This is a genomic window from Streptomyces sp. A1277, from assembly GCF_004795015.1.
Taxonomy (GTDB): domain Bacteria; phylum Actinomycetota; class Actinomycetes; order Streptomycetales; family Streptomycetaceae; genus Streptomyces.
Genome location: NZ_SSBI01000016.1, coordinates 76,434 through 96,624, shown reverse-complemented (window position 1 = coordinate 96,624; position 20,191 = coordinate 76,434). Strand labels below are relative to the sequence as shown.

33 protein-coding genes are annotated in these 20,191 nt (G+C 67.3%); 1 reads left to right on the top strand and 32 read right to left on the bottom strand.

Annotated features, from left to right (window positions below; genetic code table 11):
• Positions 1 to 80: 80 nt before the first annotated feature.
• Entirely contained in the window at positions 81 to 1,709 is a 1,629-nt protein-coding gene (locus E6R18_RS13525; RefSeq protein WP_206308279.1) for an ATP-binding cassette domain-containing protein, read from the bottom strand.
• A 58-nt stretch (positions 1,710 to 1,767) separates the two neighbouring features.
• Here E6R18_RS13525 and E6R18_RS13520 point away from each other — a divergent pair, with 58 nt between their 5' ends.
• Complete coding sequence (locus tag E6R18_RS13520; protein WP_136317117.1) at positions 1,768 to 2,640, top strand: hypothetical protein; 873 nt, start codon at positions 1,768 to 1,770, stop codon at positions 2,638 to 2,640.
• Positions 2,641 to 2,650: 10 nt separating this feature from the next.
• Here E6R18_RS13520 and truA read toward each other — a convergent pair whose 3' ends face one another.
• From truA to rpsJ, 31 genes are all read right to left on the bottom strand, one after another.
• Positions 2,651 to 3,505, bottom strand: coding sequence for a tRNA pseudouridine(38-40) synthase TruA (gene truA, locus E6R18_RS13515; protein ID WP_136317116.1), 855 nt, complete (start codon positions 3,503 to 3,505; stop codon positions 2,651 to 2,653).
• 88 nt (positions 3,506 to 3,593) lie between these two features.
• Positions 3,594 to 4,097, bottom strand: coding sequence for a 50S ribosomal protein L17 (gene rplQ, locus E6R18_RS13510; protein ID WP_136317115.1), 504 nt, complete (start codon positions 4,095 to 4,097; stop codon positions 3,594 to 3,596).
• 135 nt (positions 4,098 to 4,232) lie between these two features.
• Positions 4,233 to 5,255 carry a DNA-directed RNA polymerase subunit alpha gene (locus E6R18_RS13505; RefSeq protein WP_003966937.1) on the bottom strand — a complete coding sequence of 341 codons (1,023 nt, stop codon included), beginning with the start codon at positions 5,253 to 5,255 and terminating at the stop codon, positions 4,233 to 4,235.
• A gap of 138 nt (positions 5,256 to 5,393) precedes the next feature.
• The gene (rpsK, locus tag E6R18_RS13500; RefSeq protein WP_003956432.1) at positions 5,394 to 5,798 is read right to left on the bottom strand and encodes a 30S ribosomal protein S11; all 405 of its coding nucleotides are present in this window, start codon (positions 5,796 to 5,798) and stop codon (positions 5,394 to 5,396) included.
• 105 nt (positions 5,799 to 5,903) lie between these two features.
• The gene (gene rpsM / locus E6R18_RS13495; protein WP_136201725.1) at positions 5,904 to 6,284 is read right to left on the bottom strand and encodes a 30S ribosomal protein S13; all 381 of its coding nucleotides are present in this window, start codon (positions 6,282 to 6,284) and stop codon (positions 5,904 to 5,906) included.
• 194 nt (positions 6,285 to 6,478) lie between these two features.
• Positions 6,479 to 6,592, bottom strand: coding sequence for a 50S ribosomal protein L36 (gene rpmJ, locus E6R18_RS13490; RefSeq protein ID WP_003956441.1), 114 nt, complete (start codon positions 6,590 to 6,592; stop codon positions 6,479 to 6,481).
• Positions 6,593 to 6,651: 59 nt separating this feature from the next.
• Positions 6,652 to 6,873 (bottom strand): translation initiation factor IF-1, encoded by a 222-nt coding sequence (infA, locus tag E6R18_RS13485; RefSeq protein ID WP_003956442.1) that lies wholly within the window; start codon positions 6,871 to 6,873, stop codon positions 6,652 to 6,654.
• Between the two features lie 164 nt (positions 6,874 to 7,037).
• Entirely contained in the window at positions 7,038 to 7,874 is an 837-nt protein-coding gene (gene map, locus E6R18_RS13480; protein ID WP_136317114.1) for a type I methionyl aminopeptidase, read from the bottom strand.
• Between the two features lie 136 nt (positions 7,875 to 8,010).
• The gene (locus E6R18_RS13475) at positions 8,011 to 8,670 is read right to left on the bottom strand and encodes an adenylate kinase (RefSeq protein WP_136317113.1); all 660 of its coding nucleotides are present in this window, start codon (positions 8,668 to 8,670) and stop codon (positions 8,011 to 8,013) included.
• Positions 8,670 to 9,989: a preprotein translocase subunit SecY gene (secY, locus tag E6R18_RS13470; RefSeq protein WP_136317112.1), complete on the bottom strand. Its 1,320-nt coding sequence runs from the start codon at positions 9,987 to 9,989 to the stop codon at positions 8,670 to 8,672. Before secY ends, E6R18_RS13475 begins: the two co-directional genes overlap by 1 nt.
• 224 nt (positions 9,990 to 10,213) lie before the next feature.
• Complete coding sequence (rplO, locus tag E6R18_RS13465; RefSeq protein WP_018550610.1) at positions 10,214 to 10,669, bottom strand: 50S ribosomal protein L15; 456 nt, start codon at positions 10,667 to 10,669, stop codon at positions 10,214 to 10,216.
• Position 10,670: 1 nt separating this feature from the next.
• On the bottom strand, positions 10,671 to 10,853 hold the full coding sequence (gene rpmD / locus E6R18_RS13460; RefSeq protein ID WP_018550611.1) for a 50S ribosomal protein L30: 183 nt from the start codon (positions 10,851 to 10,853) through the stop codon (positions 10,671 to 10,673).
• Positions 10,853 to 11,458, bottom strand: a complete 606-nt coding sequence (gene rpsE / locus E6R18_RS13455; RefSeq protein WP_018101216.1) for a 30S ribosomal protein S5 — start codon at positions 11,456 to 11,458, stop codon at positions 10,853 to 10,855. The genes rpmD and rpsE overlap by 1 nt, the downstream gene beginning before the upstream one ends.
• A gap of 46 nt (positions 11,459 to 11,504) precedes the next feature.
• Positions 11,505 to 11,888, bottom strand: a complete 384-nt coding sequence (gene rplR, locus E6R18_RS13450) for a 50S ribosomal protein L18 (protein ID WP_018550612.1) — start codon at positions 11,886 to 11,888, stop codon at positions 11,505 to 11,507.
• A gap of 2 nt (positions 11,889 to 11,890) precedes the next feature.
• Complete coding sequence (gene rplF / locus E6R18_RS13445; protein ID WP_018550613.1) at positions 11,891 to 12,430, bottom strand: 50S ribosomal protein L6; 540 nt, start codon at positions 12,428 to 12,430, stop codon at positions 11,891 to 11,893.
• 21 nt (positions 12,431 to 12,451) lie between these two features.
• A complete protein-coding gene (rpsH, locus tag E6R18_RS13440; RefSeq protein WP_018550614.1) occupies positions 12,452 to 12,850 on the bottom strand; it encodes a 30S ribosomal protein S8 in 399 nt (132 codons plus the stop codon).
• Between the two features lie 225 nt (positions 12,851 to 13,075).
• Entirely contained in the window at positions 13,076 to 13,261 is a 186-nt protein-coding gene (locus tag E6R18_RS13430; RefSeq protein ID WP_003948630.1) for a type Z 30S ribosomal protein S14, read from the bottom strand.
• Positions 13,262 to 13,263: 2 nt separating this feature from the next.
• A complete protein-coding gene (gene rplE / locus E6R18_RS13425; protein ID WP_018550615.1) occupies positions 13,264 to 13,821 on the bottom strand; it encodes a 50S ribosomal protein L5 in 558 nt (185 codons plus the stop codon).
• On the bottom strand, positions 13,821 to 14,144 hold the full coding sequence (gene rplX, locus E6R18_RS13420) for a 50S ribosomal protein L24 (RefSeq protein WP_111337423.1): 324 nt from the start codon (positions 14,142 to 14,144) through the stop codon (positions 13,821 to 13,823). Before rplX ends, rplE begins: the two co-directional genes overlap by 1 nt.
• 2 nt (positions 14,145 to 14,146) lie before the next feature.
• Positions 14,147 to 14,515 (bottom strand): 50S ribosomal protein L14, encoded by a 369-nt coding sequence (gene rplN, locus E6R18_RS13415; RefSeq protein ID WP_003966950.1) that lies wholly within the window; start codon positions 14,513 to 14,515, stop codon positions 14,147 to 14,149.
• A gap of 100 nt (positions 14,516 to 14,615) precedes the next feature.
• Positions 14,616 to 14,900, bottom strand: coding sequence for a 30S ribosomal protein S17 (gene rpsQ, locus E6R18_RS13410; RefSeq protein WP_136317111.1), 285 nt, complete (start codon positions 14,898 to 14,900; stop codon positions 14,616 to 14,618).
• Positions 14,900 to 15,124: a 50S ribosomal protein L29 gene (gene rpmC / locus E6R18_RS13405; protein ID WP_014047786.1), complete on the bottom strand. Its 225-nt coding sequence runs from the start codon at positions 15,122 to 15,124 to the stop codon at positions 14,900 to 14,902. Before rpmC ends, rpsQ begins: the two co-directional genes overlap by 1 nt.
• Positions 15,124 to 15,543 carry a 50S ribosomal protein L16 gene (gene rplP / locus E6R18_RS13400; protein ID WP_003966953.1) on the bottom strand — a complete coding sequence of 140 codons (420 nt, stop codon included), beginning with the start codon at positions 15,541 to 15,543 and terminating at the stop codon, positions 15,124 to 15,126. Before rplP ends, rpmC begins: the two co-directional genes overlap by 1 nt.
• A 5-nt stretch (positions 15,544 to 15,548) precedes the next feature.
• Positions 15,549 to 16,385: a 30S ribosomal protein S3 gene (rpsC, locus tag E6R18_RS13395; protein WP_018519293.1), complete on the bottom strand. Its 837-nt coding sequence runs from the start codon at positions 16,383 to 16,385 to the stop codon at positions 15,549 to 15,551.
• Entirely contained in the window at positions 16,385 to 16,732 is a 348-nt protein-coding gene (gene rplV, locus E6R18_RS13390; RefSeq protein ID WP_004571827.1) for a 50S ribosomal protein L22, read from the bottom strand. The genes rpsC and rplV overlap by 1 nt, the downstream gene beginning before the upstream one ends.
• A gap of 41 nt (positions 16,733 to 16,773) precedes the next feature.
• Positions 16,774 to 17,055, bottom strand: coding sequence for a 30S ribosomal protein S19 (gene rpsS / locus E6R18_RS13385; protein ID WP_018101224.1), 282 nt, complete (start codon positions 17,053 to 17,055; stop codon positions 16,774 to 16,776).
• A 12-nt stretch (positions 17,056 to 17,067) separates the two neighbouring features.
• Entirely contained in the window at positions 17,068 to 17,904 is an 837-nt protein-coding gene (gene rplB, locus E6R18_RS13380) for a 50S ribosomal protein L2 (protein ID WP_136317110.1), read from the bottom strand.
• A 38-nt stretch (positions 17,905 to 17,942) separates the two neighbouring features.
• Positions 17,943 to 18,266: a 50S ribosomal protein L23 gene (gene rplW, locus E6R18_RS13375; RefSeq protein WP_014154589.1), complete on the bottom strand. Its 324-nt coding sequence runs from the start codon at positions 18,264 to 18,266 to the stop codon at positions 17,943 to 17,945.
• Positions 18,266 to 18,916, bottom strand: a complete 651-nt coding sequence (gene rplD / locus E6R18_RS13370; protein WP_136317109.1) for a 50S ribosomal protein L4 — start codon at positions 18,914 to 18,916, stop codon at positions 18,266 to 18,268. Before rplD ends, rplW begins: the two co-directional genes overlap by 1 nt.
• A gap of 4 nt (positions 18,917 to 18,920) precedes the next feature.
• Entirely contained in the window at positions 18,921 to 19,565 is a 645-nt protein-coding gene (gene rplC, locus E6R18_RS13365) for a 50S ribosomal protein L3 (protein ID WP_136317108.1), read from the bottom strand.
• Positions 19,566 to 19,578: 13 nt separating this feature from the next.
• Positions 19,579 to 19,887 (bottom strand): 30S ribosomal protein S10, encoded by a 309-nt coding sequence (gene rpsJ / locus E6R18_RS13360; RefSeq protein WP_003948644.1) that lies wholly within the window; start codon positions 19,885 to 19,887, stop codon positions 19,579 to 19,581.
• Positions 19,888 to 20,191 lie beyond the last annotated feature (304 nt).

Below are 20,191 nucleotides of genomic sequence, written 5' to 3'. Positions count from 1 at the left end.
CTCGGGGGCTCGCCCCGGTCCGAGCGGAGGGTTCCGTCCTCAATCGCCGGACGGGCTTGACAGCACGCCCCGCCCCCGCGTCACCGCGCCCGCTCCACCCGCCGCTCGTCCCACACCGGCTCCGGCGTCTCCCGTACGACCCCGTCCGAACCGAAGACCAGGAACCGGTCGAAGCCCTTCGCGAACCACCGGTCGTGCGTGACGGCCAGCACCGTGCCGTCGTACGCCTCCAGACCGTCCTGCAACGCCTCGGCCGATTCCAGGTCCAGGTTGTCCGTCGGCTCGTCCAGCAGCAGCGCTGTCGTGCCGGACAGCTCCAGGAGCAGGATCTGCAACCGGGCCTGCTGGCCGCCGGACAGCTTCTCGAACGGCTGGTCGCCCTGCCGCTCCAGCTCGTAGCGCCGCAGCACGGACATCGCCGCGCCCCGGTCCTTGGCGTGCTCCGTCCACAGGATGTCGACCAGCGTGCGGCCCAGCAGCTCCGGGTGCGCGTGGGTCTGCGCGAAGTGGCCGGGCACCACCCGCGCGCCGAGCTTCCACTCCCCCGTGTGCGCGACCGGCTCGCCCGCCAGCAGCCGCAGGAAGTGGGACTTCCCCGAACCGTTGGAGCCGAGGACCGCGACCCGCTCCCCGTAGTAGATCTCCAGGTCGAACGGGGCCATCAGGCCGGTCAGCTCCAGGTTCACGCAGGTCACCGCCCGCACCCCGGTCCGGCCGCCGCGCAGCCGCATCCGGATGTCCTGCTCGCGCGGCGGCTCCGGCGGCGGGCCCGCCTCCTCGAACTTCTTGAAGCGGGTCTGCATCGCGTGGTAGCGGCTCGCCATGTCGGGGCTGTTCGCCGCCTGCTGCCGCAGCCGCAGCACGAGCGCCTTCAGCCGCTTGTGCTCCTCCTCCCAGCGCCGCAGCAGCTCCTCGAAGCGCGCGAACCGCTCCTTGCGGGCCTGGTGGTACGTGTCGAAGCCGCCCCCGTGCACCCATACGTCGCTGCCGGCCGGGCCCGGCTCCACGCTGACGATCTTCTGCGCCGCCCGGGACAGCAGCTCGCGGTCGTGCGAGACGAAGAGGACCGTCTTACGGGTCTCCTTCAGCCTCTCCTCCAGCCACCGCTTGCCCGGCACGTCCAGATAGTTGTCCGGCTCGTCCAGCAGCAGCACCTCGTCGGGCCCGCGCAGCAGCGCCTCCAGGACCAGCCGCTTCTGCTCACCGCCGGACAGCGTGCGCACCTCACGCCACTGCGCCTTCTCGTACGGGATGCCGAGCGCGGCCATCGTGCACATGTCCCAGAGCGTCTCGGCCTCGTACCCCCGCACCTCCGCCCAGTCGCTCAGCGCCTGCGCGTACGCCATCTGCGCGGCCTCGTCGTCCACGGTGAGGATGCGCTCCTCGGCCCGGTCGACGGCGAGCGCGGCCTCCCGGATACGCGGCTGCGCGACGGAGACCAGCAGGTCGCGGACCGTACGCTCGTCGCGCACCGACCCGACGAACTGCCGCATCACGCCGAGCCCGCCGCTCACCGAGACCGAGCCGCCGTGCGGCTGGAGCTCCCCGGCGAGCAGCCGCAGCAACGTGGTCTTGCCGGCGCCGTTCGCCCCGACGAGGGCGACCACGGCACCGTCGGCCACCCGGAACGAAGCATCGCCGAGCAGCACCCGCCCGTCCGGTAGGTAGTACTCAAGATGGCCTGCTTCGAGATGTCCCATGCACAGCATTGTCACGGGCCGCGAAGCAATGGCCCAACCGGTTTGCGGGCCGTCTAGGATGCGCGGCATGAGCTTTGGGCAAGGGGGGCCCTCCTGGGGGCCGGCGGGACCGGCGGGGCCGGGGAACAACGGGACTCCGGACTGGGAGGCACTGGCCGAGGCGTCCGAGTCGCGCGCCAGGCGGAAGAAGTGGCTGCTGATCGGCGGAGGCGCCCTGGCCACCGCCGCGGTCGCCGCGATCGTGGCGACCGCGGTCATCACCGCCAACAGCAACCACTCCGACGGGGCCGCCGGCAAGCACGCCGGCGAACTGCCCTCGGCGAGCGCGCTGCCCAGCGAGACCACCGAGCCCGAGCCGTCCTTCTCCTCGGTGGCGCCACCGCCCCCGCCGGACCCCAAGGACTACATATCCGACGCGAAGAAGGACCGGCTGCCCGTCACCGTCAACGCCTTCTACCCCGGCAAGACCCTCACCTCAGGCGACCGCGTCTACGCCAAGGGCGCCACCCACAGCACCACCCGGTGCGCCACCACCACACAGGGCGCGCTCGGCTCGATCCTCACCGCCAACGGCTGCGACCAGGTCATCCGCGCCACGTACAGCCGCAACGGCGTGGCGGTCACCGTCGGCATCGCCGTCTTCAAGACGGAGGCGCAGGCCAAGAAGACCGCCCAGCAGGCCAGCGGCGGCCTCGCCTCGCTGAGCGGGTCGGGCGTCCCCGTCTTCTGCCGCGACGGCGCGATCTGCCGCCGCACCGCCAACTCCTACGGCAGGTACGCCTACTTCACGGTCGGCGGCTTCACCAGCGGCAAGAACGTCACCAAGGGCGACAAGGACGTGTACGCCACCGGCGACGACCTGACGAACTTCACCTTCCGCCAGATCCGCCACCGCGGCGAGGTCCAGGCATCGGCCGCCGCGGACATCACCACGACCTGACCCTCCCGGCTCAGCAGCAGCCCGCCCCCGGCAGGGTCCGCACATTGCGGGCCTCCACCGCCCGCGCCGCCAGCAACTCGTCGGCCGGGTACGCCACTTCCTCCAGCGTCAGCCCGTGCGGGCGCACCACGTGCACCCCCGGGTCGCGCACCCCCGCCGCCAGCACCTCGGCCGGCCACGGGTCGGGGCGGCGCCCGTCGCCCACGAACAGCATCGCCCCCACCAGGGCGCGCACCATGTTGTGGCAGAAGGCGTCGGCCTGCACGGTCCCGGTGATGACCCCGGACGCCTCGTCCCGTACCCAACTCAGCTTCTGCAGCGTCCGGATGGTCGTCGCGCCCTCGCGCTTCTTGCAGTACGCGGCGAAGTCGTGCTCCCCGGTCATGCGCGCCGCCGCGGCGTTCATCGCGGCCACGTCCAACGGCCGGTCGTGCCACAGCACATGGCCCCGCACCAGCGGGTCCACCCCGCCCGGCCGGTCCGCCACCCGGTACGCGTACCGGCGCCACAGGGCCGAGAACCGGGCGTTGAACCCGGCCGGCGCCTCCGCGACACGCCACACCCGCACATCGGGCGCCATCCGCCCGGCCAGCCGCCGCAGCAGCTTCTCCGCGTGCTCGGCCCACACCTCGGCCGGCAGGTCCACATGGGCCACCTGACCGCGGGCGTGCACCCCGGCATCGGTGCGCCCGGCCACCGTCAGGTCGTACGTGCGCGAGGAACGGGTCACGGTCCGCAGCGCATCCTCGATCTCCCCCTGGACCGTCCGCCGTGCGGTCTGCTTCGCCCAGCCCGAGAAGTCCTTGCCGTCATAGGCCAGGTCCAGCCGCACCCGTACGAAGCCGGGCTCCACCTCGTCACTCACCAGCGCATCCTCTCAAGATCCCGCACAGCCGAACGGGCCCGCACCGCCCCGAAGGGTGATGCGGACCCGTTCAGTGGTTCCGGAACGCTCAGGCGTCCTTCGCGTCCTTCGCGTCCTCGACGGACTCGACGGACTCGACGGACTCGACCGGGGTCTCGTCCTTCTTGGCCGCGTCTTCCTTGACCGCACGCTTGGTGGCGGCCTCGGCCTCACCGGTGGCCTGCTGCGCCACGGTCAGCGCCTCGACCAGCTCGATGACGGCCATCGGGGCGTTGTCGCCACGGCGGTTGCCGATCTTGGTGATGCGGGTGTAACCACCGGGGCGGTTCTCGTACCGCGGGGCGATCTCGGTGAAGAGCGTGTGGACGACGCCCTTGTCCGTGATCGACTGCAGCACCAGGCGACGGTTGTGGATGTCGCCCTTCTTCGCCTTGGTGATGAAACGCTCCGCGACCGGACGCAGGCGGCGGGCCTTGGCCTCGGTCGTGGTGATGCGGCCGTGCTCGAACAGCGACTTCGCGAGGTTGTTGAGAAGAAGCTTCTCGTGCGCGGCGCTGCCGCCCAGACGGGCACCCTTGGCGGGCTTCGGCATGGGTTTTCTCCTTGTGTGCTGCACCGGCCGTATCAGGTACCGGTGTCAGTTCCCGCGCGACGGTCGCCACGCGGAAGTCTTCCTTTCAAGCCCGTCCGGCGATTGAGGACGAAGCCCTCGACCCGGGGTCCGGGCTCAGTACTGCTCGGTCTCCACGAACCCGGCGTCCGCGTCGTCGTCGGCGCCGAAGGCGTCCGCGGCGGCGGTCGGGTCGAAGCCGGGAGGCGAGTCCTTCAGCGCCAGGCCCATACCGGCCAGCTTCGCCTTGACCTCGTCGATCGACTTCGCACCGAAGTTGCGGATGTCGAGCAGGTCCGCCTCGGAGCGGGCCACCAGCTCGCCCACCGAGTGGATGCCCTCGCGCTTGAGGCAGTTGTACGAGCGGACCGTGAGCTCCAGCTCCTCGATCGGCAGCGCCAGGTCGGCCGCGAGCGCGGCGTCCGTCGGCGACGGGCCCATGTCGATGCCCTCGGCGTCGATGTTGAGCTCGCGCGCCAGACCGAACAGCTCGACCAGGGTCTTACCGGCCGACGCCATGGCGTCACGGGGACGCATGGCCTGCTTGGTCTCGACGTCGACGATCAGCTTGTCGAAGTCGGTGCGCTGCTCGACACGGGTCGCCTCGACCTTGTACGTGACCTTGAGCACCGGCGAGTAGATGGAGTCGACCGGGATGCGGCCGATCTCCTGGCCGACCTGCTTGTTCTGGACGGCGGAGACGTAGCCGCGACCGCGCTCGACGGTCAGCTCCATCTCCAGCTTGCCCTTGCCGTTCAGCGTGGCCAGGACCAGGTCCGGGTTGTGCACCTCGACACCGGCCGGCGGGGCGATGTCCGCGGCGGTGACCAGGCCGGGGCCCTGCTTGCGCAGGTACATCACGACCGGCTCGTCGTGCTCCGAGGAGACGACCAGCTGCTTGATGTTGAGGATGAGGTCGGTCACGTCCTCCTTGACGCCCGGCACGGTGGTGAACTCGTGCAGGACACCGTCGATGCGGATGCTGGTGACAGCGGCACCCGGGATCGAGGAGAGGAGCGTGCGGCGCAGGGAGTTGCCGAGCGTGTAGCCGAAGCCGGGCTCCAGCGGCTCGATGACGAAGCGCGAGCGGAATTCGTCGACGACCTCTTCGGTCAGCGACGGACGCTGAGCGATCAGCATGATGTGAATCCTTCAGTCGTGGGCGCCCACTATTTGACACCCGACAGATGAAACAAGGATACGGGCGGTACACCCCCGCAGGGGGCGTACCGCCCGTACCCACGCTCCTGCCGTACGGCCGTCACCGGCCGTGACGGATCAGACGCGGCGACGCTTCGGCGGACGGCAGCCGTTGTGCGGCGTCGGGGTGACGTCCTGGATCGAACCGACCTCCAGGCCCGTGGCCTGGAGCGAGCGGATCGCGGTCTCGCGGCCGGAGCCCGGACCCTTCACGAAGACGTCGACCTTGCGCATGCCGTGCTCCTGCGCGCGGCGGGCGGCCGACTCGGCGGCCATCTGCGCGGCGAAGGGGGTGGACTTGCGCGAGCCCTTGAAGCCGACGTGGCCGGCGGAGGCCCAGGAGATCACGTTGCCCGAGGGGTCCGTGATCGAGACGATGGTGTTGTTGAACGTGCTCTTGATGTGCGCGTGGCCGTGAGCGACGTTCTTCTTTTCCTTGCGACGCACCTTCTTGGCTGCGCCCTGACGACCCTTGGGGGGCATGTCTTGACTCCAGATGGAGAGGGGAGGTGATCGGTCCTACAGCGAAGACCGCTGGTTGCTGCGCCTGTCCGGAGGTCCGGACGCGCGCAGTGCGTCCGCTGAGGACTACTTCTTGCCCGGCTTCTTCTTGCCGGCGATCGCGCGACGCGGACCCTTGCGGGTACGAGCGTTGGTGCTGGTGCGCTGGCCGTGGACCGGCAGACCGCGGCGGTGACGCAGACCCTGGTAGCAGCCGATCTCGACCTTGCGGCGGATGTCGGCCTGGATCTCGCGGCGGAGGTCACCCTCGGTGCGGAGGTTGGCGTCCACGTACTCGCGGATCTTGACCAGGTCCTCTTCGGCCAGGTCACGAACGCGGGTGTTCGGGTTCACGCCGGCGGCGGCGAGGATCTCCTTGGACCGGGTGCGCCCGATACCGAAGACGTAGGTGAGGGCAACCTCCACGCGCTTTTCGCGCGGGATGTCAACACCTGAAACGCGTGCCATTCAATGGCTCCAGTTGTCATTTCGGGGGTCTTCCGCAGAACCACTCCCGACCGCCGACCCCTCGCTGGGAGAGGTGGTACGTCCGGGTCCCCGGCCCCCGCCGGAGGTGTCGTCAGCCGTGGCTTGGACGGGCTCTGCGTATGTACGTATTACGTGCGTCGCGCGAAGAACTGCGAGATGCAGGGGGTCGTGCGTCAGCCCTGGCGCTGCTTGTGGCGCAGGTTGTCGCAGATGACCATGACCCGGCCGTGACGGCGGATCACCTTGCACTTGTCGCAGATCTTCTTGACGCTCGGCTTGACCTTCATGGGATGTCAGGTTCTCCGGGTCAGTGCCAACGCCGCGCCGAGGCGGGCGGCGGCAAGATCTACTTGTACCGGTAGACGATCCGGCCACGCGTCAGGTCGTACGGAGACAGCTCCACGACGACCCGGTCATCCGGGAGGATGCGGATGTAGTGCATACGCATCTTGCCGGAGATGTGCGCGAGGACCTTGTGACCGTTCTGGAGCTCCACCTTGAACATGGCGTTCGGGAGGGACTCGATCACGGTGCCCTCAATTTCGATGGCACCTTGCTTCTTGGCCACGCTTCGCCTTTCGAATCGGCTACCTTGATCGTCTCTCATCCTCCGCATGCGGACACACGGATGCACGAGAGCCGACGAGTCAGTCTACGTCAGCGGACTCCAAAAGACGAATCCGTCAAGTTTGCCCACCCCGGGAGATCCTTAGACCTCCGGGCCCGGACCAATCAGCCTAGGGGGTCGGGCGCCGCCTCCACGCCGTACTGAGCCAGCTTCTCGCGGCCGCAGTCCGGGGCGGTGAGGACCAGCGGGCCCTGCTCCGTGAGGGCGATCGAGTGCTCCCAGTGCGAGGACCAGGTGCCGTCCGTCGTGATGACCGTCCACTCGTCCTCCAGCACCTCCGTGTGGGGCGTACCGAGGGACACCATGGGCTCGATGGCCAGGCAGACGCCCGGGACCAGCTTGATGCCCTTGCCGCGCTTGCGGGAGACGTAGTTCAGCAGGTGCGGGTCCATGTGCATCTCGGTGCCGATGCCGTGCCCGCCGTAGTCCTCGATGATCCCGTACTTGCCGGTCGCGGGGCGGGGCTGGCGGCGGATGTAGGACTCGATCGCCTTGGAGATGTCGGCCAGGCGGTTGTTCACCTTCATCGCGGCGATGCCGGCCCACATCGACTCCTCCGTCACCCGGGACAGCTCGATCAGCTCCGGAGCGTGACCCGTGCCGACGAAGGCCGTGTACGCGGCGTCGCCGTGCCAGCCGTCCACGATCGCGCCGGCGTCGATGGAGATGACGTCGCCGTCCTTGAGGACCGTCTTGTCGTCCGGGATGCCGTGGACGACGACCTCGTTGACCGAGGTGCAGATGGTCGCGGGGAACCCGCCGTACCCGAGGAAGTTCGACTTCGCCCCGTGGTCGGCGATCACCTTGCGGGCGACCTGGTCCAGGTCCCGGGTGGTGGCGCCGGGCACCGCCGCCTCACGGGTGGCCGCGTGGATGGCAGCGACCACCAGCCCCGCCTCGCGCATCTTCGCGATCTGCTCGGGGGTCTTGATCTGCACCATGCTGCGGCGCCTTTCGGGTGGGGACGGTGACGGGAGCGGGTAATCCACGATACGGCGGAACGGGGGCAAGCAGTCGGCCGCGGCGCCCCAAGGACGCCGCGGCCGACTTCACTGCGAGTACTACACGTGCGCGAGCTCAGCCCTCGTCGGACTTCTTCAGCGCCTCCATGGCCCGGTCGGTCACCTCGGTGACCTTGCCGAGCGCGGAGATGGTGACCACCAGGTCCTGGGACCGGTAGTAGTCGATGATCGGCTCGGTCTGCGTGTGGTAGACCTCCAGCCGGGTACGCACCGTCTCCTCGCTGTCGTCCTCGCGCTGGTACAGCTCGCCGCCGCAGGTGTCGCAGACACCCTCGGTCTTGGGCGGGTTGTACGTCGCGTGGAAGACGTGCGCGCTGTCGTTGCGGCAGATGCGGCGACCCGCGATCCGCTTCACGACCTCGTCCTCGGGGACCTCCAGGTCGAGCACGGCGTCCAGCTTCACGCCCTCGTCCTTGAGCATCACATCCAGGGCTTCGGCCTGGCCCACGTTGCGCGGGAAGCCGTCGAGCAGGAAGCCGTTGACCGCGTCCGGCTGGGACATGCGGTCCTTGGCCATCCCGATCGTCACCTCGTCCGGCACCAGCTGCCCCGCGTCCATGTAGGCGCGGGCCTGCTTGCCAAGGTCAGTGCCCTGGCTGATGTTGGCGCGGAAGAGGTCGCCCGTTGAGATGTGCGGAATCGACAGGTTCTTGGCAAGGTACGCAGCCTGCGTTCCCTTGCCGGCACCCGGCGGGCCGACGAGGACGATTCGCATCAGCGGAGGAACCCTTCGTAATTGCGCTGCTGGAGCTGACTCTCGATCTGCTTCACGGTCTCCAGACCCACACCCACGATGATGAGGATGCTCGTCCCGCCGAACGGGAAGTTCTGGTTAGCGCCACCGAAGCCTGCCAACGCCATCGTCGGCACCAGAGCGATCAGACCCAGGTACAGCGAGCCCGGCCAAGTGATCCTGTTGAGCACGTAGCTCAGGTACTCGGCAGTAGGTCGACCAGCCCGGATACCCGGGATGAAGCCACCATACTTCTTCATGTTGTCGGCCACTTCCTCGGGGTTGAACGAAATCGCCACGTAGAAGAAGGCGAAGAAGACGATCAACAGGAAGTAGGCGGTGATGTAGTACGGGTGGTCGCCCTTGACGAAGTGGTCCTGGATCCAGAGCGCCCAGCCCGCCTTGGAGTTGGAGAACTGGACGATCAGGGCCGGGATGTAGAGCAGCGACGAAGCGAAGATGACGGGGATCACGCCCGCCTGGTTCACCTTGAGCGGGATGTAGGTGGACGTACCACCGTAGGAGCGGCGCCCGATCATGCGCTTCGCGTACTGCACCGGGATGCGGCGCTGGGCCTGCTCGACGAAGACGACGAGGGCCACCATCACGAAGCCGATGAGGATGACGGTGCCGAACTCGATCCAGCCGTCCGCGAGCTTGCCGCTCGTCTTGATGTTCCAGAGGGCGGACGGGAAGCTGGCGGCGATCGAGATGAACATCAGGATCGACATGCCGTTGCCGATGCCGCGGTCGGTGATGAGCTCACCGAGCCACATGACGGCCGCGGTGCCGGCGGTCATCGTGACGACCATCACGACGGTCGTGAACATCGACTGGTTCGGGACGATCTGGTCGGCGACGGGGCAGCCGCTGAAGAGCGCGCCGCTGCGGGCGGTGGCCACCAGGCCGGTGCCCTGGAGGATGGCGAGCGCGACCGTCAGATAACGCGTGTACTGCGTGATCTTGGTCTGGCCGGACTGCCCCTCCTTCTTGAGCGCCTCGAGTCGGGGGATGACCACGGTCAGCAGCTGGAGAATGATGCTGGCCGTGATGTACGGCATGATGCCGAGCGCGAAGATCGTGATCTGCAGCAGCGCACCACCGCTGAACATGTTCACCAGGCCGAAGAGGCTGTTGTTGCCCTTGGTTGCCTGATCAACACAGGTCTGGACGTTCTCGTAGCTCACTCCCGGTACCGGGATGTGGGCCCCGAGCCGGTAGAGCACGATGATGCCGAGTGTGAAGAACAGCTTCTTGCGCAGGTCGGGCGTCTTGAACGCCCGGGCGAAGCCGGTGAGCACGGTGCCTCCTGCGACCCCCGCGCAGAGCGTAGAGGTGACGGTCTTGAGGATCGACGGATACGTAACAGTCAAAGGTCCCCGGGCGCGTGCGCCCAGGGGTTACCACAGCGACGGACGCCACCTTACCGGCGTACATGCCCCCCTAGGAACGACCAACCGGGGATGCCCCATATGAGAGGGCATCCCCGGTCGGATGTTCAGGCCACCGATGTGTCCGAGTTGTCTCAGACGAGCTCGGTGACGGTGCCGCCGGCGGCGGCGATCTTCTCCTTGGCGGAGCCGGAGACGGCGTCAACCGAAACCTGCAGCGCCACGGAGATCTCGCCCTGTCCGAGGACCTTGACGAGGTGGTTGTTGCGCACGGCACCCTTGGCGACCAGGTCGGCCACCGTGACCTCTCCACCCTCGGGGTAGAGCGTCGCGAGCTTGTCCAGGTTCACGACCTGGTACTCCGTGCGGAACGGGTTCTTGAAGCCCTTGAGCTTCGGGAGACGCATGTGGAGGGGCATCTGCCCACCCTCGAAGCGCTCCGGAACCTGGTAACGGGCCTTGGTGCCCTTGGTACCACGACCAGCGGTCTTACCCTTGGACGCCTCACCACGACCCACACGGGTCTTGGCGGTCTTGGCGCCCGGGGCAGGCCGGAGGTCATGCGCCTTCAGCGGCTTGTTCTCCGCCATGTCAGTCGACCTCCTCAACCGTCACGAGGTGGCGGACGGTGTGCACCATGCCGCGGAACTCGGGGCGGTCCTCCTTGACAACCACGTCGTGCAGGCGCTTGAGCCCGAGCGAACGCAGGGTGTCGCGGTGGTTCTGCTTGCTGCCGATGTACGACTTCGTCTGCGTGATCTTGAGGCGAGCCATTACGCACCCGCTCCCGCACGCGCACGAAGCAGAGCCGCGGGGGCGACGTCCTCGAGGGGCAGACCGCGGCGGGCCGCGATCTCCTCGGGACGCTGCAGGCCCTGGAGGGCCGCCACGGTCGCGTGCACGATGTTGATCGGGTTCGAGGACCCGAGCGACTTCGACAGGATGTCGTGAACGCCGGCGCACTCGAGAACGGCGCGCACCGGGCCACCGGCGATCACACCGGTACCGGGGGAAGCCGGCTTGAGCAGGACGACGCCCGCAGCCTTCTCGCCCTGGATCGGGTGAGGGATGGTGCCCTGGATGCGGGGGACCTTGAAGAAGTTCTTCTTGGCCTCTTCCACACCCTTGGCAATGGCCGCGGGAACTTCCTTGGCCTTGCCGTAACCGACACCGACGGTGCCGTCACCATCGCCCACCACGACCAGCGCGGTGAAGCTGAAGCGACGACCACCCTTCACAACCTTGGCGACACGGTTGATCGCGACGACACGCTCGACGTACGCGGTCTTCTCGGCGGCGGCAGCGCCGCCGTCACGGCCCTTCCGGTCCCGCCGCTCGCCGCCACCGGCACCGCTTCCGCGGCGCTGGGGTCCAGCCATTGGATTTACCTCTCTCTGTTACGTCCGCTGTGCGTAGGAACCGGGGCTAGAACTTCAGCCCGGCTTCACGGGCGGCGTCAGCCAGAGCGGCAATCCGCCCGGCGTACTGGTTACCACCGCGGTCAAACACGACGGCCTCGACGCCTGCGGCCTTGGCACGCTCGGCGACCAGGGCGCCGACCTGCTTGGCCTGGCTGCTCTTGTCGCCCTCGCCACCACGGATGGAGACGTCCAGGGTCGACGCCGACGCGAGCGTGTGGCCCGCGATGTCGTCGATGACCTGAGCCACCATGTGGCGGTTGGACCGCGTCACGACCAAGCGCGGACGCTCCGGCGAACCGGAGATGTGCTTGCGGACGCGGATGTGGCGACGCTTGAGAGCGGCACGCTTGTACGCGTCGCCCTTGGCGATCTTCACGCCGTATGCCATCGCTACTTACCAGCCTTTCCGACCTTGCGGCGGATGACCTCGCCGGCGTACTTGACGCCCTTGGCCTTGTACGGGTCAGGCTTCCGCAGCTTGCGGATCTTGGCCGCGGTCTCGCCGACCTTCTGCTTGTCGATGCCCTCGACGGTGAACTTCGTGGGGGTCTCCACCTTGAAGGTGATGCCCTCCGGGGCCTCGATCAGGATCGGGTGGCTGTAGCCCAGGGCGAACTCCAGGTTGGAGCCCTTCGCCTGGACGCGGTAACCGACACCACTGATCTCGAGCGCCTTGATGTATCCCTGGGTCACACCGGTGATCATGTTCGCCACCAGCGTGCGGGACAGGCCGTGCAGGGCCTTGTTCTGACGCTCGTCGTTCGGGCGGACGACGTTCAGAACGCCGTCCTCACCCTTGGTGACCTCGATCGGCGCGGCAACGGTGTGCGTGAGGGTGCCCTTGGGGCCCTTCACCGCGACCGTACGGCCATCGATGGTGACGTCCACACCGGCGGGAACCTGGATGGGGAGCTTGCCGATTCGCGACATGAGCTATTCCTCCGTTCCCGACTACCAGACGTAGGCGAGGACTTCCCCACCTACGCCCTTCTTCTGAGCCTGCTGGCCGGTCAGGAGACCGTGGGACGTGGAGATGATCGCCACGCCCAGGCCGCCGAGGACCTTCGGCAGGTTGGTGGACTTTGCGTAGACACGCAGACCCGGCTTCGAGATTCGCTTGATGCCGGCGATCGAGCGCTCGCGGTTCGGGCCGAACTTCAGCTCGAGGACGAGGTTCTTGCCGACCTCGGCGTCCTCGACCTTCCAGCCCGTGATGAAGCCCTCCTGCTGGAGGATCTCCGCGATGTGCGACTTGATCTTGCTGTGCGGCATCGTGACGTCGTCGTGATACGCCGAGTTCGCGTTACGCAGACGCGTGAGCATGTCTGCGATGGGATCAGTCATGGTCATGAGTTGGCCTTCGGCCTCTCTCGCCGGGGTTTCCTGTATGCGCCATCCCTCTCCCCGCTCAGAGGCGGGACGGGTGCGGTGCGGGGACCTACGGCGTAGTAAGTCGGTCTTGGACGGCAGGCGCCCAACCCTGCAAGCCTACGGCATGCGGGGCCGGACTCCTGCCGACCAGATGCTTACCGAGAGTCTCCGGGTGATTCCCAACGCCCAAGGGGCGAAGGAGAATTACCAGGAGCTCTTGGTCACGCCCGGCAGCTCGCCACGGTGAGCCATCTCACGAAGGCACACACGGCACAGGCCGAACTTGCGGTAGACGGAGTGGGGCCGGCCGCAGCGCTGGCAGCGGGTGTACCCGCGGACGCCGAACTTCGGCTTACGGGCGGCCTTAGCGATCAGAGCCTTCTTCGCCACGGTCAGTTCTCCTTGAACGGGAAGCCGAGGTGACGAAGGAGGGCACGACCCTCGTCGTCATTGGTCGCCGTGGTGACCACGGTGATGTCCATGCCCCGGACCCGGTCGATCTTGTCCTGGTCGATCTCGTGGAACATGACCTGCTCCGTGAGACCGAAGGTGTAGTTGCCACGGCCGTCGAACTGCTTGGGCGACAGGCCACGGAAGTCACGGATACGCGGCAGCGCGAGCGACAGCGTACGGTCCAGGAACTCCCACATGCGGTCACCGCGGAGGGTGACGTGGCAGCCGATCGGCTGCCCCTCGCGCAGCTTGAACTGCGCGATCGACTTGCGGGCCTTGGTGACGGCCGGCTTCTGACCGGTGATCGTGGTGAGGTCGCGCACGGCGCCGTCGATCAGCTTGGAGTCGCGGGCGGCGTCGCCCACACCCATGTTGACCACGATCTTGACCAGACCGGGGATCTGCATGACGTTCTCGTAGGAGAACTCCTCACGCAGCTTGCCGGCGATTTCCTCGCGGTAGCGCGTCTTGAGACGCGGCGCGGTGGTGGTAGTCATCAGATGTCCTCACCGGTGCGCTTGGCAACACGGATCTTGTTGCCCTCGTCGTCAAAGCGGTAGCCGACGCGAGTAACGACCTTCTTGCCGTCCTTCTCAACAACCAGCTGCACGTTGCTGACGTGGACGGGCGCCTCGGTCGTCACAATGCCACCGGTCTGCGAACCGCGAGCGGTCTGGCCGGCCTTGGTGTGCTTCTTGACCCGGTTGACACCCTCGACGAGGACGCGGTCCTGAGCGGGGTAGGCAACGATGACCTTGCCCTGCTTGCCCTTGTCCTTACCGGTGATGACCTGAACCAGGTCGCCCTTCTTGATCTTCATGCTTACAGCACCTCCGGCGCGAGCGAGATGATCTTCATGAACTTCTTCTCGCGCAGCTCACGGCCCACCGGGCCGAAGATACGGGTGCCGCGGGGGTCGCCGTCGTTCTTCAGAATGACGGCGGCGTTCTCGTCGAAGCGGATGTACGAGCCATCCTGACGACGACGCTCCTTGACGGTGCGAACGATGACGGCCTTGACGACGTCACCCTTCTTCACGTTGCCACCGGGGATCGCGTCCTTGACGGTGGCGACGATGACGTCACCGATGCCCGCGTAGCGGCGACCCGAGCCACCGAGAACACGGATGGTGAGAATTTCCTTCGCACCCGTGTTGTCGGCGACACGCAGTCGCGACTCCTGCTGGATCACGTCTATCTCCTGATCGTCTGCCGGTTCCCGGCAGGGGCCCCGTTGCGGGAGCCCCTGCCGAGCCTGGCGGAACTGACCTGAGGGGAAGCCCCCTCAGGAATTACTTGGCCTTCTCGAGGATCTCGACGATGCGCCACCGCTTGGTGGCGGACAGCGGCCGGGTCTCCATCAGGAGGACGCGGTCGCCGACACCGGCGGAGTTCTGCTCGTCGTGGGCCTTGAGCTTGTTCGTACGGCGGATGACCTTGCCGTACAGCGCGTGCTTGACGCGGTCCTCGACGGCGACGACGACGGTCTTGTCCATCTTGTCGCTGACGACGAGGCCCTCGCGGGTCTTGCGGAAGCCGCGCTCGGTCTTGGTCTCAGTCACAGTGTTCTCGCTCATCAGACGCTCTCCACCGTCTCGATGCCCAGCTCGCGCTCGCGCATCAGGGTGTAGATCCGGGCGATGTCCTTACGGACGGACTTGAGCCGGCCGTGGTTCTCGAGCTGTCCGGTCGCCGCCTGGAAGCGGAGGTTGAACAGCTCTTCCTTGGCCTCGCGGAGCTTGTTGAGGAGCTCCTCGTTGCCCAGCTCGCGCAGCTCGGACGCCTTGGTACCGGCCGACATCACGACTCACCTGCCTCGCGCCGAACGATCCGGCACTTCATCGGAAGCTTGTGAGCAGCGCGGGTGAGCGCCTCACGAGCAATCTTCTCGTTCGGGTAGGACAGCTCGAACATCACCCGACCCGGCTTGACGTTCGCGATCCACCACTCGGGAGAACCCTTACCGGAACCCATGCGGGTCTCGGCCGGCTTCTTCGTCAGGGGACGGTCCGGGTAGATGTTGATCCAGACCTTGCCGCCACGCTTGATGTGACGGGTCATCGCGATACGAGCGGACTCGATCTGACGGTTCGTCACGTACGCCGGGGTCAGCGCCTGGATGCCGTACTCGCCGAACGCAACCTGCGTGCCACCCTTGGACATACCGCTGCGCTTCGGGTGGTGCTGCTTGCGGTGCTTGACCCTACGGGGGATCAGCATTTCGGTCAGGCCTCCGTTCCGGTGCTCTCAGCAGCCGGAGCAGCGGCGGGCGCCTCGGCCTTGGGGGCCTCGGCGGCCGGAGCCGACTGCTGCGGCTTGCGGCCGCGTCCGCCACGCTCGCCACCGCGGCCACCGCGGCCGGCCGGGCGGTCAGCGCCGCCACGGGCCGGGCGGTTGCCCGCACGGGCAGCAGCGTTCTCGGCGCGGACCTCGGCGATGTTCTTGACGTCGCCCTTGTAGATCCAGACCTTCACGCCGATGCGGCCGAAGGTCGTCTTGGCCTCGAAGAAGCCGTAGTCGACGTTCGCGCGGAGCGTGTGCAGGGGCACACGGCCCTCGCGGTAGAACTCCGAGCGGGACATCTCGGCGCCGCCGAGGCGACCGCCGCACTGGACCTTGATGCCCTTGGCGCCGGCCTTCATCGTGCTCTGCATGCTCTTGCGCATGGCACGACGGAAGGAGACGCGGGAGGAGAGCTGCTCGGCGACGGCCTGGGCCACCAGCTGAGCGTCCACCTCGGGGTTCTTGACCTCGAGGATGTTCAGCTGGACCTGCTTGCCGGTCAGCTTCTCCAGCTCGCCGCGGATGCGGTCGGCCTCGGCGCCGCGGCGGCCGATGACGATGCCCGGGCGTGCGGTGTGGATGTCAACGCGGACGCGGTCGCGGGTGCGCTCGATCTCCACCTTGGAGATGCCGGCCCGCTCCATGCCCTTCGTCATCATGCGACGAATGGCGACGTCTTCCTTGACGTAGTCCTTGTACAGCTTGTCGGCGTACCAGCGGGACTTGAAGTCCGTGGTGATGCCGAGCCGGAACCCGTGCGGGTTTACCTTCTGGCCCATTACCGGGTTCCTTCCTTGCTGCTGACGACCACGGTGATGTGGCTGGTCCGCTTACGGATCCGGTAGGCACGGCCCTGAGCACGCGGACGGAACCGCTTCAGGGTCGGGCCCTCGTCCACGTACGCCTCGCTGATGACCAGCGAAGAGGCGTCGGTGTGGTCGTAGTTGTGTGCAGCGTTGGCGATGGCGCTGTCCAGCACCTTGCCAACCGGCACGCTCGCGGCCTGCGGGGCGAAACGCAGGACCGCCTGAGCCTCCGTGGCATCCATGCCACGGATGAGGTCCACCACGCGGCGGGCCTTCATGGGCGTGACGCGGATGTACCGCGCCTGGGCCCTGGCTTCCATGGTTGTCCCTTCGGTGTAAGTCATAGTCAGGTCACCCCGCGTTAGCGGCGCTTCGACTTCCGGTCGTCCTTGACGTGGCCGCGGAAGGTGCGAGTCGGCGAGAACTCGCCGAGCTTGTGGCCGACCATCGACTCGGTGACGAACACCGGGACGTGGATCTTGCCGTTGTGCACCGCGATGGTGTGACCCAGCATGGCCGGGACGATCATCGAGCGACGGGACCAGGTCTTGATGACGTTCTTGGTGCCTGCCTCGTTCTGTACGTCCACCTTCTTGGCGAGGTGGCCGTCGACGAAGGGCCCCTTCTTGAGACTGCGCGGCATCTAAACCCGCTCCTAGCGCTTCTTGTTCGTCTTGCGGCGGCGGACGATGTACTTGTTCGACGCCTTCTTGGGCGAACGAGTACGACCTTCCTTCTTACCCCACGGCGAAACCGGGTGACGGCCACCGGAGGTCTTACCCTCACCACCACCGTGCGGGTGGTCGACCGGGTTCATGACGACACCACGGACGGTCGGGCGGACGCCCTTCCACCGCATGCGGCCGGCCTTGCCCCAGTTGATGTTCGACTGCTCGGCGTTGCCGACCTCGCCGATGGTGGCGCGGCAGCGGGCGTCGACCAGGCGGATCTCACCCGACGGCATACGAAGGTGGGCCATGGTGCCCTCCTTCGCCAGCAGCTGCACGGAGGCACCCGCGGAACGGGCGAACTTCGCGCCGCCGCCGGGCCGCAGCTCGATGGCGTGGATGGTCGTACCGACCGGGATGTTGCGCAGCGCCAGGTTGTTGCCGGGCTTGATGTCGGCGGCCGGGCCGTTCTCGACACGGTCGCCCTGCGTCAGGCCACGCGGCGCGATGATGTAGCGCTTCTCGCCGTCCGCGTAGTGCAGGAGCGCGATGCGCGCGGTGCGGTTGGGGTCGTACTCGATGTGCGCGACCTTGGCCGGCACGCCGTCCTTGTCGTGACGACGGAAGTCGATCACGCGGTAGGCGCGCTTGTGGCCACCGCCCTGGTGGCGAACGGTCACACGACCGGCGTTGTTACGGCCGCCCTTGCTGTGCAGGGGGCGGACCAGCGACTTCTCCGGCGTGGACCGCGTGATCTCGACAAAGTCGGCGACGCTGGAGCCACGACGGCCCGGGGTCGTCGGCTTGTACTTGCGGATACCCATTTCTCAGTCCTCGTCCGATTCCGGACGACTCGGCCTCACTAGGAGGTCGGGCCGCCGAAGATGTCGATACGGTCGCCCTCAGCGAGGGTCACGATGGCGCGCTTGGTGTCAGCGCGCTTGCCGAAACCGGTCTTGGTGCGCTTGCGCTTACCCTGCCGGTTGATCGTGTTGACCCCGGTGACCTTGACCGAGAAGACCGCTTCCACGGCCTGCTTGATCTGGGTCTTGTTGGAGCCGGGCGCGACGATGAACGTGTACTTGTTCTCGTCGAGCAGCGCGTAGCTCTTCTCCGAGACAACCGGCTTGACGAGAACGTCGCGCGGGTCGGAGTAGGTCTTGCTGGTAACGGTCGCCTCGCTCATCAGGCGTCGCTCCCTTCGGTCTCAGCGGTCTGGGGGCCAGACACGAAGGACTCGAAGGCGGCCTGGGTGAAGACCACGTCGTCAGAGACGATCACGTCGTACGTGTTCAGCTGGCCCGGCTCCAGGATGTGCACCTGGGGCAGGTTGCGTGCGGAGAGCCACGCGGCCTCGTCGTTGCGGTCGACGACCAGGAGCACGTTCTTGCGCTCCGAGATCTTGCCGAACAGCGACTTGGCGGCCTTCGTGGAGACTCCACCCTCGACCACGCCGGTGACGACGTGGATGCGGGAGTGACGCGCCCGGTCGGAGAGGGCACCGCGCAGGGCGGCGGCCTTCATCTTCTTCGGGGTGCGCTGCGAGTAGTCACGCGGCTGCGGGCCGTGGACGACGCCACCGCCGACGAACTGCGGCGCACGGGTCGAGCCCTGGCGCGCGCGGCCGGTGCCCTTCTGGCGGTACGGCTTGCGCCCACCACCGCGGACCTCGCCACGGTTCTTGGTCTTGTGCGTGCCCTGACGGGCAGCTGCCAGCTGTGCGACGACGACCTGGTGGATCAGCGGGACGCTGGTCTTGGCGTCGAAGATCTCCGCGGGGAGCTCGACGGTACCGGCCTTGTCGCCTGCCGGCGAAAGGATGTCAATGGTGCTCATTACCTCAAGCCCCCTTGGCCGCGGTACGGACCAGGACGAGGCCGCCGTTCGGACCGGGGACCGCGCCCTTGATGAGCAGCAGGCCCTTCTCCGCGTCGACCGCGTGGATGGTCAGGTTCTGGGTGGTGACGCGCTCGTTACCCATCCGACCGGCCATGCGCATGCCCTTGAAGACACGCCCAGGGGTGGCGCAGCCACCGATCGAACCGGGGGAGCGGTGCTTGCGCTGGACGCCGTGACCGGCACCGAGGCCCTTGAAGTTGTGACGCTTCATGACACCGGCGAAGCCCTTGCCCTTGCTCTTGCCCGTGACGTCGACCTTGACGCCGGACTCGAACACCTGGGCGGTGATCTCCTGGCCGAGCGTGTACTCGCCGGCGTCAGGGGTGCGGAGCTCCACCAGGTGGCGGCGCGGGGTCACGTCGGCCTTGGCGAAGTGGCCCTTGAGGGGCTTGTTCACCTTGCGCGGGTCGATCTCGCCGAAGGCGATCTGGACCGACTCGTAGCCGTCGCTGTCGTTGGTGCGGACCTGGGTCACGACGCAGGGCCCGGCCTTGACGACGGTCACCGGGACAACCCGGTTGTTCTCGTCCCAGACCTGGGTCATGCCGAGCTTCTCGCCCAGGACGCCCTTAATGTTCTTAGCCATCTCGCGCGTCACCTCAGAGCTTGATCTCGATGTCGACGCCCGCCGGCAGGTCGAGGCGCATGAGCGAGTCAACCGTCTTCGGCGTGGGGTCGAGGATGTCGATGAGGCGCTTGTGCGTGCGCATCTCGAAGTGCTCGCGCGAGTCCTTGTACTTGTGCGGCGACTTGATGACGCAGTACACGTTCTTCTCAGTGGGCAGCGGCACCGGGCCCGCGACCGACGCACCAGTGCGGGTCACCGTCTCGACGATCTTCTTCGCCGAGGAGTCGATGACCTCGTGGTCGTAGGCCTTGAGCCGGATGCGGATCTTCTGTCCCGCCATGGCTACTAGTAGTCCTGTCTCTCGTTAACGCTCTGGAACCCGAGGTTCTGGTAACTCCGCCTCCGACCCACGCGGTCGGGCGTGTCGCATCCCCTCTACGTAGAAGTCCCGAAGGATTTCCCAACCAAGGGGGTGCGGGCCAAAGACCGCGCTGCCGGGGGTGAAACCCCACCGGGCGCCTGGCCGGTGCCCCACTTACGCTTCCCGAAAGATTCCCGTACGTCCGGCCCGCATGGGGCCGACGAGTACTGTGGGACTCGCTTCCGGTCCTCCCGGCGGGAGGCGCGCAGCATTGACACTCAAC

Excerpts from the sequence above, each read along its gene's own strand:
- E6R18_RS13525 (WP_206308279.1), bottom strand. The coding sequence starts at position 1,709 with ATGCTGTGCATGGGACATCTCGAAGCAGGCCATCTTGAGTACTACCTA.
- E6R18_RS13520 (WP_136317117.1), top strand. The coding sequence starts at position 1,768 with ATGAGCTTTGGGCAAGGGGGGCCCTCCTGGGGGCCGGCGGGACCGGCG.
- rplQ (WP_136317115.1), bottom strand. The coding sequence starts at position 4,097 with ATGCCGAAGCCCGCCAAGGGTGCCCGTCTGGGCGGCAGCGCCGCGCAC.
- E6R18_RS13505 (WP_003966937.1), bottom strand. The coding sequence starts at position 5,255 with ATGCTGATCGCTCAGCGTCCGTCGCTGACCGAAGAGGTCGTCGACGAA.
- rpsK (WP_003956432.1), bottom strand. The coding sequence starts at position 5,798 with ATGCCCCCCAAGGGTCGTCAGGGCGCAGCCAAGAAGGTGCGTCGCAAG.
- rpsM (WP_136201725.1), bottom strand. The coding sequence starts at position 6,284 with ATGGCACGCGTTTCAGGTGTTGACATCCCGCGCGAAAAGCGCGTGGAG.
- rpmJ (WP_003956441.1), bottom strand. The coding sequence starts at position 6,592 with ATGAAGGTCAAGCCGAGCGTCAAGAAGATCTGCGACAAGTGCAAGGTG.
- map (WP_136317114.1), bottom strand. The coding sequence starts at position 7,874 with ATGGTGCAGATCAAGACCCCCGAGCAGATCGCGAAGATGCGCGAGGCG.
- E6R18_RS13475 (WP_136317113.1), bottom strand. The coding sequence starts at position 8,670 with ATGCGAATCGTCCTCGTCGGCCCGCCGGGTGCCGGCAAGGGAACGCAG.
- rplO (WP_018550610.1), bottom strand. The coding sequence starts at position 10,669 with ATGGCGGAGAACAAGCCGCTGAAGGCGCATGACCTCCGGCCTGCCCCG.
- rpmD (WP_018550611.1), bottom strand. The coding sequence starts at position 10,853 with ATGGCTCGCCTCAAGATCACGCAGACGAAGTCGTACATCGGCAGCAAG.
- rpsE (WP_018101216.1), bottom strand. The coding sequence starts at position 11,458 with ATGGCTGGACCCCAGCGCCGCGGAAGCGGTGCCGGTGGCGGCGAGCGG.
- rplR (WP_018550612.1), bottom strand. The coding sequence starts at position 11,888 with ATGGCATACGGCGTGAAGATCGCCAAGGGCGACGCGTACAAGCGTGCC.
- rplF (WP_018550613.1), bottom strand. The coding sequence starts at position 12,430 with ATGTCGCGAATCGGCAAGCTCCCCATCCAGGTTCCCGCCGGTGTGGAC.
- rpsH (WP_018550614.1), bottom strand. The coding sequence starts at position 12,850 with ATGACCATGACTGATCCCATCGCAGACATGCTCACGCGTCTGCGTAAC.
- rplE (WP_018550615.1), bottom strand. The coding sequence starts at position 13,821 with ATGACTACCACCACCGCGCCGCGTCTCAAGACGCGCTACCGCGAGGAA.
- rplX (WP_111337423.1), bottom strand. The coding sequence starts at position 14,144 with ATGAAGATCAAGAAGGGCGACCTGGTTCAGGTCATCACCGGTAAGGAC.
- rpsQ (WP_136317111.1), bottom strand. The coding sequence starts at position 14,900 with ATGAGCGAGAACACTGTGACTGAGACCAAGACCGAGCGCGGCTTCCGC.
- rpmC (WP_014047786.1), bottom strand. The coding sequence starts at position 15,124 with ATGTCGGCCGGTACCAAGGCGTCCGAGCTGCGCGAGCTGGGCAACGAG.
- rplP (WP_003966953.1), bottom strand. The coding sequence starts at position 15,543 with ATGCTGATCCCCCGTAGGGTCAAGCACCGCAAGCAGCACCACCCGAAG.
- rpsC (WP_018519293.1), bottom strand. The coding sequence starts at position 16,385 with ATGGGCCAGAAGGTAAACCCGCACGGGTTCCGGCTCGGCATCACCACG.
- rplV (WP_004571827.1), bottom strand. The coding sequence starts at position 16,732 with ATGGAAGCCAGGGCCCAGGCGCGGTACATCCGCGTCACGCCCATGAAG.
- rpsS (WP_018101224.1), bottom strand. The coding sequence starts at position 17,055 with ATGCCGCGCAGTCTCAAGAAGGGGCCCTTCGTCGACGGCCACCTCGCC.
- rplB (WP_136317110.1), bottom strand. The coding sequence starts at position 17,904 with ATGGGTATCCGCAAGTACAAGCCGACGACCCCGGGCCGTCGTGGCTCC.
- rplW (WP_014154589.1), bottom strand. The coding sequence starts at position 18,266 with ATGAGCGAGGCGACCGTTACCAGCAAGACCTACTCCGACCCGCGCGAC.
- rplD (WP_136317109.1), bottom strand. The coding sequence starts at position 18,916 with ATGAGCACCATTGACATCCTTTCGCCGGCAGGCGACAAGGCCGGTACC.
- rplC (WP_136317108.1), bottom strand. The coding sequence starts at position 19,565 with ATGGCTAAGAACATTAAGGGCGTCCTGGGCGAGAAGCTCGGCATGACC.
- rpsJ (WP_003948644.1), bottom strand. The coding sequence starts at position 19,887 with ATGGCGGGACAGAAGATCCGCATCCGGCTCAAGGCCTACGACCACGAG.